The 13,437-nt window shown below is 39.7% G+C and carries 11 protein-coding genes; all 11 read left to right on the plus strand.

What is annotated here, in order from left to right; all coding sequences use genetic code 11:
• Positions 1 to 641: 641 nt before the first annotated feature.
• The 11 genes from IEW67_RS08610 to IEW67_RS08660 all read left to right on the plus strand — a co-directional run bounded on the left by IEW67_RS08610 (position 642) and on the right by IEW67_RS08660 (position 13,297).
• Positions 642 to 1,412: a YveK family protein gene (locus IEW67_RS08610; RefSeq protein WP_188632662.1), complete on the plus strand. Its 771-nt coding sequence runs from the start codon at positions 642 to 644 to the stop codon at positions 1,410 to 1,412.
• Entirely contained in the window at positions 1,387 to 2,082 is a 696-nt protein-coding gene (locus IEW67_RS08615; RefSeq protein ID WP_188632663.1) for a CpsD/CapB family tyrosine-protein kinase, read from the plus strand. Before IEW67_RS08610 ends, IEW67_RS08615 begins: the two co-directional genes overlap by 26 nt.
• Before the next feature lie 191 nt (positions 2,083 to 2,273).
• Positions 2,274 to 3,044, plus strand: a complete 771-nt coding sequence (locus IEW67_RS08620) for a tyrosine-protein phosphatase (RefSeq protein WP_188632664.1) — start codon at positions 2,274 to 2,276, stop codon at positions 3,042 to 3,044.
• Positions 3,045 to 3,114: 70 nt separating this feature from the next.
• A complete protein-coding gene (locus IEW67_RS08625) occupies positions 3,115 to 3,882 on the plus strand; it encodes a tyrosine-protein phosphatase (protein ID WP_188632665.1) in 768 nt (255 codons plus the stop codon).
• Between the two features lie 50 nt (positions 3,883 to 3,932).
• Complete coding sequence (locus tag IEW67_RS08630; protein ID WP_229671718.1) at positions 3,933 to 4,619, plus strand: response regulator; 687 nt, start codon at positions 3,933 to 3,935, stop codon at positions 4,617 to 4,619.
• A gap of 292 nt (positions 4,620 to 4,911) precedes the next feature.
• Positions 4,912 to 6,738, plus strand: coding sequence for a polysaccharide biosynthesis protein (locus IEW67_RS08635; protein WP_188632666.1), 1,827 nt, complete (start codon positions 4,912 to 4,914; stop codon positions 6,736 to 6,738).
• Between the two features lie 78 nt (positions 6,739 to 6,816).
• Positions 6,817 to 8,139 carry an O-antigen polymerase gene (locus tag IEW67_RS08640; RefSeq protein WP_188632667.1) on the plus strand — a complete coding sequence of 441 codons (1,323 nt, stop codon included), beginning with the start codon at positions 6,817 to 6,819 and terminating at the stop codon, positions 8,137 to 8,139.
• Positions 8,133 to 9,578 carry an oligosaccharide flippase family protein gene (locus IEW67_RS08645; protein WP_188632668.1) on the plus strand — a complete coding sequence of 482 codons (1,446 nt, stop codon included), beginning with the start codon at positions 8,133 to 8,135 and terminating at the stop codon, positions 9,576 to 9,578. Before IEW67_RS08640 ends, IEW67_RS08645 begins: the two co-directional genes overlap by 7 nt.
• Entirely contained in the window at positions 9,579 to 10,661 is a 1,083-nt protein-coding gene (locus IEW67_RS08650; RefSeq protein WP_188632669.1) for a glycosyltransferase, read from the plus strand.
• Between the two features lie 6 nt (positions 10,662 to 10,667).
• Positions 10,668 to 12,152 (plus strand): asparagine synthase-related protein, encoded by a 1,485-nt coding sequence (locus tag IEW67_RS08655; RefSeq protein ID WP_188632670.1) that lies wholly within the window; start codon positions 10,668 to 10,670, stop codon positions 12,150 to 12,152.
• A 17-nt stretch (positions 12,153 to 12,169) separates the two neighbouring features.
• The gene (locus IEW67_RS08660; protein WP_188632671.1) at positions 12,170 to 13,297 is read left to right on the plus strand and encodes a glycosyltransferase family 4 protein; all 1,128 of its coding nucleotides are present in this window, start codon (positions 12,170 to 12,172) and stop codon (positions 13,295 to 13,297) included.
• The last annotated feature ends 140 nt before the right edge of the window (positions 13,298 to 13,437 follow it).

Below are 13,437 nucleotides of genomic sequence, written 5' to 3' on the forward strand. Positions count from 1 at the left end.
ACCATGGGCGCGAAATTCGAAACATGTTCCCGAGCGCACAAACATGGGCGCGAAATCCGAAACATGTTCCCGAGCGCCGAAACATAGGCGCGAAATCCGAAACATGTTCCCGAGCGCACAAACATGGGCGCGAAATCCGAAACATGTTCCCGAGCGCGCAAACATGGGCGCGAAACCAAAAATATCGCCCCGAACCCCGAATCCCGAACCCATACCCGCGCCTCGGATCCCCCAAAATATCGCCCCGAAATCTCGAAATAAGGGATCCACCGCGAACCCCGCAAATCCAGCCATATGCGCAAACCTCATGCACAAACCTCGCAACATGGCCCGCCCCCACACATAAGCACACATAAACTCCGGTTCAACATCCCGTCGTGTTAAACTCGCAACACGGCTGCCCCAGCCAACACCGCCCATAGCACCCACGACCAACCGCGCCACCTCACCAAAACCTCACCGCAACCCCACCGAAACCCCCGCCAAAACACCACTCCATCCCGCTATCCACTCCAATCGTCCAAAAAAACTATCACGATTCCTCAAAATCTATGTTATAATTTTCGTTATGATGTCGAAATCATACATTAGATGATCAGGCAACAATTGAATAGACCGTCGAAACAGGAGGTAACACGTAAATGGAAGAAACGATATCGCTCAAAGAGATCTTTGAGGTCATCAAGAAGCGGCTCTTACTGATTATCAGCCTTATAGTGGCTGCGGCACTCATTGCGGCAGTGGTCAGTTATTTTGTGCTCACGCCGACCTATGAATCCAGCTCGATGTTTGTGGTTAACCAGAAAGAGCAGGAGCAGTCGTCCCAGCAATTCACCACGAACGAAATACAGACAAGCGTCGATTTGATTAATACGTATAATGTGATTATTAAAAGTCCTGCCATTCTGGAACCGGTGATTGACGAGCTCGGTCTGGATTATTCGGTGGGCCAGCTTGAGAGCAACCTTAACGTATCCAGTGCTGAGAATTCACAAGTCGTGACCGTGACAGCAACAAATGCCGATCCCGCACTAGCGACGGACATCGCCAATACAACGGTTAAAACGTTTCAGAAGGAAATCCCGGATATTCTGAATGTCGATAACGTCTCTATTCTGTCTGAAGCAGAACTTAGCGGCAATCCGTCACCGGTCAGCCCGAAACCGCTCCTCAACATTGCCATCGCGGTTGTACTGGGCGGCATGATTGGCGTCGGCCTTGCGTTTCTGCTTGAATATCTGGATAACACCATCACCACCGAAAAGGATCTGGAAGACAAAATCGGTGTACCGGTGCTTGGTGTCATATCACACGTGTCGGATGATGATGTCCAGGTAAACCCGTTCCAATCAGCACCAAAACAGAGCAGAAGGGGAGGTGACTTGGATGGCGCGCAAGAAAAAGTCAACTAAAAACAGTAAAATGCGGCATTTGATCACCAGCTTGAACCCGCGGTCACCGGTGTCCGAGCAGTACCGCACCGTCCGCACGAATATTCAGTTTTCATCAGTGGATGATGTGCTGCAGGTCATCCTGGTCACGTCAGCCGGCCCGGGGGATGGCAAGTCGATGACAACAGCAAATCTGGCGGTTGTATACGCCCAGCAGGGGAAACGCGTGCTCCTGATCGATGCGGATATGCGCAAGCCGACGATGCACTATACCTTCCGTCTCGATAATCTGAAAGGGCTGAGTAATACGTTGGTTGGGGACTCCCCGCTCTCAGATGTGACCGCTCAGACGGATATTGACAATCTTGATGTGATCCCATGCGGCCCGATTCCACCCAACCCGTCGGAGTTATTGGCGTCGGAAAAAATGGCGCGGACTATCGAGGAAGCCCGCAACATGTATGACATTATCCTGTTTGATACGCCGCCGGTTCTGGCTGTGACGGATGCGCAGGTTGTGGCTAACTTGTGTGACGGATCGCTGCTGGTTACCCGCAGCAAACAAACCGAATACGAAGCCGCCCGGAATGCGATTGACGCCCTCCAGACCGGCAATACCAAAATATTGGGCACCATCCTGAACGACCGGACGAAAAAGGAATCCCATTACTATTACTATTACGGCAGTTAAAAGACAACACATCTCCCTCATACACCATGGGGGAGTTGCTTTTGTCGAACAGTGTCAAAAGCAATCGAATCTATGACTTTTGGACATATACTATGACTTATAAGTGACTTTTCGCGGTTCCATATTATGAATGTTCCCTGCTATAATAATGTTGGGCATTTGGTCCTAAGCGTTAAGAGGGGGATACGCGCATGATTGATATACACTGTCATATTTTACCCAGTGTTGATGATGGTTCCAAAACATTGGCAGAAAGCATGGCGATGGCCAAAGAGGCATCCAAACAGGGTATCACCAAAATCGTTGCCACGCCGCATCATAATAATGGGTATTATGAAAACGATGGACCTGACATTATGGAAGCCGTTCATCAATTAAATGCGCAATTAAAATCCGAGAAAATTCCAGTAGACGTGCTCCCGGGCCAGGAACCCAGAATCAATGGGGATATGCTTCGGGACCTGGAAAGCGGCCATGTGATGGCACTGAACCAAACAAGCGGGTATGTGCTGATTGAATGTCCGACATCTCACATTCCGCAATACACGACCCAGCTGCTATTCGATATGCAGATTGCAGGCTATAAACCGATTATTGCGCATCCGGAGCACAATGAAGAATTACGTGTCAATCCGGATAAGCTCTACCGGCTGGTCAAAAACGGCGCGTTGACACAGATAACGGCGGGTAACTTGATCGGTAAAGCCGGTAAAAAGATACAACGGTTTGCCAATCAAATAATCGCTGCCAATTTAACACACTTCATGGCTTCCGACGCGCACAATGTCAAGAAGCGCGGGTTCTACATGCAGGAAGCTATGAATTATCTTAAAAAGCATTACGGCAACAGCACGGCCTATTATTTTACCGAAAACAGTGAACGGCTCCTCTTAGGTCAAACGATTAACAGAGACGCACCGGAGCGAATCCATGTCAAGAAAAAGCGGCTGTTATTCCGTTAAGGTTGGATTAAGGCGCTTCGTTTGCTAAAATGAAAAGTACTTGTTACAAATATGGTCGGGACGTGACGACATGATTGATATTCATTGCCATATTTTGCCGGGGATCGACGATGGCGCACAAACGATTCATGATACGCTGGACATGGCTAAAGCAGCTGCCGGTCAGGGGATTCATCAGATTGTGGCCACACCGCATCACCGCAATGGCCACTATGACAATACCAAACCGGACATTCTGAAATACACCAGTATTTTAAATGATAAACTGGCAGAAGAAGACATACCACTGTCGATCCTGCCGGGCCAGGAAACCCGTCTGCACGGTGACATGGTCGAGGGGCTGGAGCAGGGAGACATCCTGCCGATCAATCACACGACAAAATACGTTTTTGTCGAATTTCCATCCGGGCATATACCGCGCTACGCCAAACAATTACTGTTTGATATTCAGCTGAAGGGTTATATGCCCGTTATTGTGCATCCGGAGCGGAATAAAGAGATCATGGACAATCCGGATAAACTCTATCAAATCGTTGAAAAAGGCGTTCTGTCACAAGTGACGGCGGCAAGCGTCTGCGGCAAATTCGGCAAAAAAATCCAGAAGTTCTCACATCAGCTGATTGAGGCAGGTTTAACACATTTTATCGCATCCGACGCCCATAACACCACAACACGCGGGTTTTACCTGAAGGATGCCTATGATGAATTGCATAAAACACATGGGAACGACACGTTTTACCTGTTCCGGGAAAATCCCGATTTAATGATTGATGGCAAAATGGTGAACCATCTCCCACCCGAACGCGTCAAGAAAAAGTCATTTCTCGGGCTTTTCTAGGTATGCATGTCTATGTATAGGTAGTTTATTATAGTGATGAGAAAAAGAGATTGATATACAATCCAGTGGGTGATAATGCATTGATACATGTTATGCTCGTCGATGCACAGCGGCTGTTCCGTGAAGGTGTCGAAGCTTTAATCAACAATCGAAGCGACATTGCCGTCATAGCTATGGCGGATGACGGCGAACAGGCCATCGCGCTGCTGGAGGAAGCAGTACCGGATGTTATCTTGATGGATATTCATATGCACCGGATGGACGGCATCAGAGCTGCTGCCTATATAAAGGACAAGTATCCGGCTATTAAGATTGTAATGCTGACCGACGCGCAAGATGAAGAACGCATCATCCGGGCCATCAAAGTCGGAGCGGACGGCTTTCTGCTGAAGGACCTGAACCCGGAAAAACTGATTCAATCGATCAAGGATGCCTACAACGGACAGAACGTCTTGTCAGGCGATGTGGCCAGTCTTCTGGTTAACCGCATTAGGGATTTGACGCTTGATAAAAAACAGCTTCTCGGCAAGCGGCTTGATAACCAAGGTATCCGGTTCACCAAACGGGAACTTGATATAGCTTACTTAATGTTCATCGGCCACTCAAACCAGGCGATCGCAGAGCATTTATTCCTCGGGCAGGGCACTGTCAAAAATTATATTAGTGACATATACAGAAAATTGGACATCCGTAACCGCAGACAGGTCGTGTCCTATTTGCTGAAACTGCTGACGTGAGATGCCGTACGTACCACGCGGCGTGACATGCCCATAAGCTGTCGTAACTGTTGTAATGCGTTTGAGGAAAGATTGACAAAACGGTTACAAATGCATGAAACACCCCGAAAACAACGCAACACGTGTTATACTAAAATCTTATTGATGGGATCTATTGGGGATGATATAACCAATCATCTCATATTTAGTTGGCTGTGAATGCAAAAAATGTTTGAATTTGCCGAAAAAAGACCATTTATTCGGCGGGAAATTTGATATAATAAACAAAACCACAACGAAAGGAGTGATTCATGTGACCTATCGAACAAGACTCACACTGCTCGTCCTGCTCGACTCGATCATCGTCAGTACAGCGATCTTCATCGCCTCATGGGTTGTGTATCCGTACACGCAAATCCTGGAACTTGACGCGATTGTGATTAGCGCTATAGCCCTTTTATTATTTCATCATTTATTTGCCGCCATCTACAAGCTGTACAACAAAGTCTGGGCCTATGCGAGTATCGGTGAGCTGCTGGCAATCGTTAAAGCGATCACCCTGTCGATTATAGCGGCGGGTATTGTCCAGTATTTAGCAAATGATTTTTCGCTTTACAGCCGCGCCCTGCTTGTCACCTGGTTATTACATATCACCCTGATTGGCGGATCGCGCTTTATCTGGCGCGTCTTCCGTGACCGCTACATCGCCGGGGATAAAGCGAAAAAACGCACACTGATCGTCGGGGCGGGGGCTGCCGGCTCGATGATCGTCCGTCAGCTGCACAACAGCAATGAGGACAACGCATTGCTGCCGGTTGCGTTTGTTGATGACGACCTGACCAAGCAGCGCATGGAAATATACAATGTGCCGGTGCACGGCCGCATCAAGGATATCCCGTCGGTTGTGGAAAATCACGACATCGAGCATGTGGTAATTGCCATCCCGTCGCTTGCCAATGGTGAGCTGAATGAAATCGTTGACTACTGCAATCAGACAAGCGCCAAAGTACAGATGATCCCGAAAATCGAGGATCTCATGACCGGGAAAGTATCCGTCAGCCATCTGAAAAATGTCGAAGTGGAAGACCTGCTCGGGCGTGACCCGGTTGAACTCGATATCGGCTCCATCTCCGAATACGTCACCGGCAGTACCGTGATGGTCACCGGTGCCGGTGGATCGATCGGATCGGAATTGTGCCGCCAGCTGATGCGCTTCTCACCAAGTCGGATTTTGCTTGTCGGCCACGGCGAATTCAGCATTTATAATATTAATATGGAACTGAAAGGAACATTCGCTGATGCCGATATCGATATCATCCCGATGATCGGCGATGTGCAGGACCGTCACCGTATCTTTGAAATTGTTGAAACCTATCAGCCGGCGATCATCTATCATGCCGCCGCACATAAACATGTGCCGCTCATGGAATACAACCCGCACGAAGCGGTCAAGAATAATGTCGTCGGCACGAAAAATGTCGCCGAAGCAGCCGATACGTTCGGCGCGGAAAAGTTTGTGCTCGTCTCGACTGATAAAGCTGTAAGACCGACCAACGTCATGGGCGCCACCAAGCGGATTGCCGAAATGGTCGTCCAGGACTTGGCGAAACGCAGTAAGACCAAATTCGCCGCTGTCCGGTTCGGCAACGTGCTCGGCAGCCGCGGCAGTGTCATCCCACTGTTCAAAAAGCAAATTGAGCGTGGCGGTCCGCTAACCGTTACGGACCCGGAAATGACCCGTTATTTCATGACGATCCCGGAAGCATCCCGTCTTGTCATCCAGGCCGGGACACTGGCTAAAGGCGGCGAAATCTTCGTCCTCGACATGGGCGAACCGGTGAAAATTGTCGATCTGGCACGCAACCTTATTAAACTATCGGGCTATTCCGAGGATGAAATCGGCATTCAATTCAACGGCAAACGCCCCGGTGAGAAGATGTATGAGGAACTCTTGGGTGAGGATGAAGTGCTGCCAGGGGAAGTGTATGAGAAGATTTATGTGGGACGGACCGTGGAAGTGGATCCAAAATTGTTAATCGATTTTATTGATCAAGTTGCTGAACGTTCACCTAAGGATTTGAAAGATGAATTAATGAAGATTGTATATATGGAACACAATTTAAAAAACGTTATTTTATAGAAATTAATTTGTGTTAGATAGCAGATAAAAAGTGTATCAGTTAAATGGAAAATTTAAAATTTGTAAGTGGTGGAATCAATGGGAATTTACTCGACAATATTGGCTAGTACTTTGGGGTTTATTATTATAATCAATGAGTTAATAAGAACAAAGAAGACAAAACCATTTGATATAATGTCCGGGGTCAATCTTATGTTTTTTCTTAGTTTTGTTGTTACTCCTTTTAGTATATATTTATTTAATATGGAATTTTCAGCTTGGACAAAATTAGTTAATGTTGAAAAATACTTCTCGATTATAGCGATATTCTATGTACTACTTGGATATATATCGATATTATTAGGTACAAAACTATCTGAAAAGTGGTCTTTTGTTAAAAAAATGCCTTCAGAATTTAACCGAGATGATAAGAAGTTAGAGAGATTTGCGCATTTTATTGGATGTATAGGTTTTTTCTTTTTATTCATTTTTATTATCTCGGTCGGTGGAATAGAAGAATTTTTTAATACTAATACTTTATATAGAAGTGGAGAGGTGGATCCTGTCCCACTAGCCTTTACGAGAAATTTAGCAATGTTTATTCCAATATCTTGCCTAATTTTTTATGGCCTACAAAAAACTAGTAATAAATTGATAAATAGATATCAGTTATTTTTTATTATATATTTTATTGCTGCTATACTTCTATATTTTAATAGAGCCAGTAGGATGGGATTATTGGTATTTATTGTCGGTTTCGTTCTTTTAAACGTACTATATTATAGGAAAAGTATTCTCAGATATATGCCAATAATGTTAGTTGTTTTTTTGTTTTTAGTTTTTTATGGAAAACGAATTTTTAACTACTTTGTTGTTGATGATTTTTCTTTAAAAACTCATGGGTTGGAAGTTTCTCAAATAATAGGCGAATTTTCTTTTCCTTTCTTTACATTGACGAACGCAATTGAAAATTCTTTTTTTAATGACATGCCAAGACTATTTATTGACTTTGTCTTGGGTTTAGTTAATTTATTACCTGCTTCAATAGTGCCGTTTTCAGTACCAATGAATGCAACACAATTAAATACCGAGTCTTTCTTGAATATGTCAGGCATTCCCATGGATCTTATTAGCTTAGGATTTTACAGTTTTGGAATAAGTGGAATTATACTTATTTCACTTATTTTTGGCATGCTGATAGGGGGCATTGAAAAAATACTGTCAGATAAAAAAAATTTAGTAGTCATGGTTTTTTATATTCAGTTCATCTTTTTCTTTAGCTTAATAGTTCCATACGCAGGTCCTACAAATCTATTTAAAAGTGACTTTTCGTTATTTGTTTCGTTTATTGTTTTTATTTTTGTTTTCAATAATTCAAGTAATAAAACTTTGAATAATAGTTCAAAGGGACTAAAATGTTAAGATATTTAGTGCACTATACACCGGCCAAAATTGTACCAGGTTTACTTAACTTTTTGGGCTTATTAATATACGCTCGTATATTTACACAAGAGCAATATGGTAGGTATTCCTATGTTATAGCTATCCTCGGGCTAATTCAATCCATTTTGTTCCCTTGGATTAGAATGAGTTGCTCCAGATTTTATCAACAGTATAAAAAAGAAAATCGAGCAGTAGAATTTGAAAATTTTACTTATTTTATTTTTCTTATGGTTAGTATAGTTTTGTCTATAGGTTGGTTAATTTTTATAAGTCTTTATAAAGGTGATTATCAAATTGAGAAACTCTTCATTCTCGGACTCTTTGTAGTTCTTTCTCAGGCCTTGTTTGAACAACTAATGGCTTTGTCGAGAGCAAAACTACTACCCAAGACTTTTGCTTTCAACATGATTTTGAAGGCCATAATAAGAATTACGACAGCTTTGTTTCTTGTATTCTTGTTCAAAGTTAACGAAGAAGCATTATTTATAGCATTAATAATTGCGCATAGTATACCAATTATTATTTATACAAAAAATAATTTCGTTTTTAGGCTGGAGTATTTAAAGTTTAGCAAGTTAATTGCAAAGAAGGTTTTTAATTATGGATTTCCATTAACTTTTACTTTTTTATTAGTATATATTATAAACTCTTCTGATCGTATACTCATCAAGCATTTTCTGAGTGAATCAGCTGTTGGTTTATATTCAATACCATATGAATTTACAACCTTCACATTAACTAACCTATTTATGGTGTGTAGCATGGCTTTCTTTCCTGTTATCGTAAAAGAGCTTGAGCATGATGGCATCCTAAAATCAAGAGAAAGGATAAGTCAATATTCAAGCTTATTATTAGCTGTTACTTTGCCAAGTGCTATCTTTATGATTATGACAGCACCATTTATAGCCGGATTGTTATTAGGTGAAAATTATAGCAGTGAAAATGCTATTTTTATTATCCAACTAATGTCCATTGCAACTCTTTTACAAGGTTTTAAAGCTTACTTTTTTGATTACTCATTTCAACTAGGGCAAAACACATATAAACAAATAATTCCTGTGATTTTTTCAGCGATTGCAAATGTTGTCGCTAACGTGATATTGCTTCCCATTTATGGGGTTATTGGAGCTGTTATAGCAACATTATTTTCATATGTTATAGGGATTATTTTGAGTATAATAATAGGATATAAAATTTTTCCATTAGTTTTGGCAATAAAACAAGTGGTTAAAGTATTGATTTCAAATTTTATTTTATTATTTATAATGATGCTAATACCATTTGATAATATAAATTGGTTAAATCTCATTTTGATATTTATTATTAGTGTTACCAGTTATTTAATACTATTATTAATATTTAATGTAGAAGGTTATAGGAATGCTTTGTATAATTTTTTGAGGAAAAAGGTGTATTAAATGAAAAAGAAAATATTCTTTATTATACCTACTCTGGCAGGTGGAGGAGCTGAAAGAGTATTTGTGAATTTAGTTAAAGAAATCGATAAATCACTTTATGAAGTATCGCTTATTTATCTTTCTATTACTAATAAAGTTTATGAAGTACCTTCAAACGTGCGTGAAGTTGATTTAAAAGTGAAACGTGTAAGACATGCACCTATGAAACTTTTAAAATTTATTAGGAGGGAAAAACCGGATGTAGTTATATCAACATTAGGGCATATGAACCTTCTATTGTTGCTATTAAAATTTTTTTTCCCAAACAAAACGAAATTGGTCACTAGATTAACGCTTATTCCTTCTATGAGTTTAAGCGCCAATCCAATAAACAGATTTATTCAAAAAAAAACGTATATACTTTATAAGTTTTCTGATAAGATAATATGTCAATCTGAATTGATGAAAGATGATTTTATAAAATACGCACATATTTCTCAAGAGAAGGTTATAAAGATATTTAATCCAGTAGATTTTAATGAAATTTTGTATAAGTCAAAAGAAGATACACAATATAATTTTTGCAAAGAGGAAAAAAGTATTTTTTTTGCCGGACGTTTAAATGAAGTGAAAAGAATTCCTCTGATTATCGATGCTTTTAAAGAATATTTATTTAAAAACCCAACTTCAAAGTTATATATTTTAGGAGATGGACCTAAAAAGAGAGAGTTAATAGAATTTGCAGATGATCAGAATTTAAGTGATCATATTAAATTTTTAGGATTTCAAAAAAATATATATAAATGGCTTAAACATGCTGATCTATTTATCATGGCTTCAAGAAGTGAAGGAATGCCAAACGTTCTTATCGAGGCAATTGCTTTAGAAGTGCCCGTGCTCGTTCTTAAGCATCCTGGTGGAACTGAAGATATTATCAAATGCCTAGGACTTCATGATAAATTTGTAGATGATTTAATAATTAACGAAGTCAGCTTTCAGAATTATAAGAAAGATATTCATGATAAATTGGTCAGTAATTTCAGCATAAAAAATATTATAGAACAGTATGAAAATGTATTCCAATCTGTATTAGATAAGGAGTAATTGAACATGATGAATTGGCCAAGTTGGCTAACAACACAAGCGCATATTGGTAGTCAGTATCCGTATTATTCAATAGAAGAAAACCTTCCGAGTTTCAGTTTGAATTTTAATGACGTTTACTTGTCAGTTTCTAATACGGATCTTGATGTACAAGCTGTCATAGAGATATTAATGCGGAGTTATATCATAGGTGATAAATCATTAATAAAGTCCGTGAAACGAACTCCATGGATGGCTGAATATGATGAAGAAAAGAACAACTGGCAATATTATGATATACCACCACATGACAATAAAAAAATGGATCCTAAAGAAGCTGCAATTAAATTGAAAGAAATTTTATATGAAGAAGTGTTGAAATATGTTGGAGAAACTCAGAAAGTAGGAATTCTTTTATCAGGTGGTATGGATAGTAGAATTTTGGCTGGTGTTTTAAGGGAAGCACAACTAAATAGAGACTTTAATGGTCAAGTGATAGCTTATAACTGGGGCATGTTCGACAGTAGAGACGTTTGGTATGCAAAAAAAATTGCCGAGGAATACGATTGGGATTATAAACACTTCTCTTTAAATCCTGAAGTTTTAAAAGAGAACTTTTATCTAGTCCAAAAAGTAGGAGCTGAAACTTTGCCATATAATCTGCATGCCATGGATGCTGTAGCCCAGGATGCAGATAGCGATATTATTTTAGCAGGAAGTTATGGAGACACAATGGGCAGGGCTGAATATAATGGAATTCCTCTTCAAAATGTCCCGCCAGTTGTTCCTGACAAAGCAAATAAGTTAGGTCTACTAAAAGACAGCATAGTGCAGCAATATTATGAAAAAATTGAAAATGAATCAAAATGTTATCGGAATACAATTGACAAACATAAAAGAGAAGAATTCCAGTACCGTGAAACGGAATATCAAAGACATCACGCTAGAAGGTATTTAACAACTGCAATGAGCATTATTGCAATGGAAAAGCCTTTATACCAAGTATTTACTTCGCCTAAAGTTGCAAGATTTTTATGGAGTTTGGATTTACCTATTAGATCGGATGTATTGTATGAAAAATTATTGCCGTTGCTTCCAGGTAATCTATGGAAAATACCATGGGCTCGAACAGGTAAACTGTTTGGATCAAATGATAATAGATCACCAGATTGTGGCAACTCTGCTTCTCATAAATATGGTAAATGGTTAAGAAATGATCTGCGTGGATTTATAGACGAAGAATTAGATTTAAACAAGTTAAGTTCGCTGGGAATATTCAATGAAAAGTCTCTGGAAAAAATATATAAAAATTGGTCAAGTACTCAAACTGACAGTATTGATAAAATCGATACAACTATCAGCTGGTTAACATCATTTTCTATGTTCATTAAGGAATATGATGTAAAACGTAATCATTCATATAGTAAAAATTATAAAGATATACTGAACGATATTACGATATCTCCTAAAATAAAAGCTTACCAGTACTTAAGAAATAAACGGCGTAACTAGAAAAGTGATGTGGTTTAATGAGAAGATTAAAAGTAACCCATATTATAATTGGATTAAACATGGGCGGAGCCGAAACTATGCTTTATAAATTACTTAAGCATACTGATCATGAGAAATTTGATATCCAGGTTATATCAATGATGGGTCAAGGTGTTTATGGACCCAAAATTGAAAAACTAGGTGTTAAAGTCCACTGTTTGAATATGAATAAGAGTATGTCAGCAATAACTGGATTTCTTCGAGCAAAAAAACTTATAAAAGACACAGATGTTATTCAAACATGGATGTACCATGCAGATTTATTCGGATATTTACTAACTAGTTTTTCTAAACAAAAGAAATTAATCTGGGGAATTAGGAGAAATAATTTAGACCTCAGATTAAACAAGAAATCTACAATGTTTATTGCAAAAATTAATTCCAAGTTGTCAGCAAAAGTAGACAAGGTTGTTAGCTGTTCTATTAAAGCAAAAAGAACTCACGAAAACTTTGGTTATACCCCGGAGAACATAGTTGTTATCCCCAATGGATTCGAGGTAGATAATTTTAATCGAATTGATAATGCTAAATATATAGTAAGCAATATGCTTGGTAAAGATAAAGGTGTTCCATATATAACACATGTAGGCCGATGGAATAACTTAAAAGACTATAACAATTTTATTAAAGCTCTTTCAATTATAAATCAAATAGATTCTAACTTTCATGTATTAATGGCTGGTACAAATATTGATGAAAGCAATGAAGAACTAATGCATCTTATAGAGAAATTTAATCTTAATGATAAGATTAGTTTGCTCGGGCGGAGAGATGATATTCCAACTGTTATGTCTGCTGCAGATTTATTTGTTTTATCCTCGATAGATGAGGGGTTCCCAAATGTTGTAGGTGAAGCTATGGCATGTAAAACCCCTTGTGTAGTAACAAATGCTGGGGATTCTGCTTATGTTGTTGGTGAAACAGGGGAGACTGTGCCTATTAAAGATTCTCAAGCCTTGGCTGAAGGGATAGAAAAAATATTAAACATGTCAAATGCTGAGAGAAAAAAATTAGGTGAACAAGCCAGGAATAGGGTTTTAGAAAAGTTTGATATAAAACAAGTAACAAAACAATTTGAAGAATTATATGAAGTGGACGGTGTTTAAAATGAAAAAGATACTACTCGAGTTTCGCACCCCACATACCAAGGGATTCGGGGTGTTTATTAATGCCTGAAACCCTTGTATGACAGTGCTTTTGTCGAAATTCCATTTTCGCCCTCTAAGCGACATTATCGCCGTCAAAT

Origin of the sequence: Lentibacillus kapialis (assembly GCF_014646635.1) — a bacterium.
GTDB lineage: Bacteria > Bacillota > Bacilli > Bacillales > Amphibacillaceae > Lentibacillus > Lentibacillus kapialis.

What these genes read in the sequence shown, in the direction of transcription:
- IEW67_RS08610 (WP_188632662.1), top strand. Translation starts at nt 642, where the DNA reads ATGGAAGAAACGATATCGCTCAAAGAGATCTTTGAGGTCATCAAGAAG.
- IEW67_RS08615 (WP_188632663.1), top strand. Translation starts at nt 1,387, where the DNA reads ATGGCGCGCAAGAAAAAGTCAACTAAAAACAGTAAAATGCGGCATTTG.
- IEW67_RS08620 (WP_188632664.1), top strand. Translation starts at nt 2,274, where the DNA reads ATGATTGATATACACTGTCATATTTTACCCAGTGTTGATGATGGTTCC.
- IEW67_RS08625 (WP_188632665.1), top strand. Translation starts at nt 3,115, where the DNA reads ATGATTGATATTCATTGCCATATTTTGCCGGGGATCGACGATGGCGCA.
- IEW67_RS08640 (WP_188632667.1), top strand. Translation starts at nt 6,817, where the DNA reads ATGGGAATTTACTCGACAATATTGGCTAGTACTTTGGGGTTTATTATT.
- IEW67_RS08645 (WP_188632668.1), top strand. Translation starts at nt 8,133, where the DNA reads ATGTTAAGATATTTAGTGCACTATACACCGGCCAAAATTGTACCAGGT.
- IEW67_RS08650 (WP_188632669.1), top strand. Translation starts at nt 9,579, where the DNA reads ATGAAAAAGAAAATATTCTTTATTATACCTACTCTGGCAGGTGGAGGA.
- IEW67_RS08655 (WP_188632670.1), top strand. Translation starts at nt 10,668, where the DNA reads ATGATGAATTGGCCAAGTTGGCTAACAACACAAGCGCATATTGGTAGT.
- IEW67_RS08660 (WP_188632671.1), top strand. Translation starts at nt 12,170, where the DNA reads ATGAGAAGATTAAAAGTAACCCATATTATAATTGGATTAAACATGGGC.